The sequence below is a fragment of the Streptomyces sp. NPDC060205 genome (assembly GCF_042728395.1).
Taxonomy (GTDB): domain Bacteria; phylum Actinomycetota; class Actinomycetes; order Streptomycetales; family Streptomycetaceae; genus Streptomyces.
Genome location: NZ_JBHWZP010000657.1, coordinates 1 through 1076 on the forward strand (window position 1 = coordinate 1; position 1076 = coordinate 1076).

General features: G+C 66.2%; 1 protein-coding gene. It reads right to left on the reverse strand.

Translation table 11 applies throughout. The features are described from left to right. Nucleotides 1-34 precede the first annotated feature (34 nt). Nucleotides 35-823: an MIP/aquaporin family protein gene (locus tag ACFWGJ_RS43810; protein WP_381834097.1), complete on the reverse strand. Its 789-nt coding sequence runs from the start codon at nt 821-823 to the stop codon at nt 35-37. Between the last annotated feature and the right edge of the window lie 253 nt (nt 824-1076).

A 1076-nucleotide genomic window follows, 5' to 3' on the forward strand; every position in this document is an offset into this window, starting at 1 on the left:
GTGGACGTACGGCTCCAAGCAAAGCTGTACAGCTCTAGGCGAAGGCCACGTTGTAGATACCGGCGGCGATCGCTCCGCCGATCAGCGGTCCCACGACCGGGACCCAGGCGTAGCTCCAGTCCGACCCGCCCTTGTTGGGCAGCGGCAGCAGGGCGTGCACGATGCGCGGGCCGAGGTCACGGACCGGGTTGATCGCGTACCCCGTCGGGCCACCGAGCGAGAGACCGATGCTGACGACCACGAAGGCGGTGATCAGCGCGCCCAGGGTGCCCAGACCCTTGCCGCTGTCGTTCAGGCCCTGGGTCAGGACGGCGAGCACCAGCACGATCGTGCCGATGACCTCCGTGGCGACGTTCTGCCAGGCGACCCGGACCTCCGGGCCGGTGGAGAAGACGCCGAGCACCGGGCCCGCCTTGGCCTCCCGTGCCTCCACGGACTTGACGTCCTGCGCACCGGGGCCGCCCACGATCTCACGGTCGGTGAGGTGCGCCAGGAACTGTCCGTAGTACGCGACCCACACGAGCAGCGCGCCGATCATCGCGCCGAGGAGCTGGCCCGACCAATAGGTCAGGACGTTGCTCCAGTCGTCGTCCTTGATCGCGATGCCGAGGGTGACGGCCGGGTTCAGATGGGCACCGGAGAGGGGCGCCGAGATGTACACGGCGGTCATGACCGCGAAACCCCACCCGAAGGTGATGGCGAGCCACCCGGCGTTGCGTGCCTTGGAGGCCTTCAGCGTGACGGCGGCGCACACGCCACCGCCGAGCAGGATGAGTATGGCGGTACCTATGGTCTCGCCGATGAAGATGTCGGAGCTGGACACCCGCGACTCCTTTGTCCTTCGTCCAGGGGAAGGCGAACCCCGGGTCCCTCCGGTGGTTCGCGACCTCAGGTGAGGTCGTTGCCGGCCCTTGGCCTTGTCACACTCTAACGCGTATTGCCGGTAGGTGTTCGACAATGCCGACCGATGGACGGGAGTCTGGCTCTGCCAATACCACCTCGTCAAGGCCTCCGTTATCGAAAACACGATCGTTATTGATTGCTGTGACCTATCGATCATGGGAACGGCCGCACAC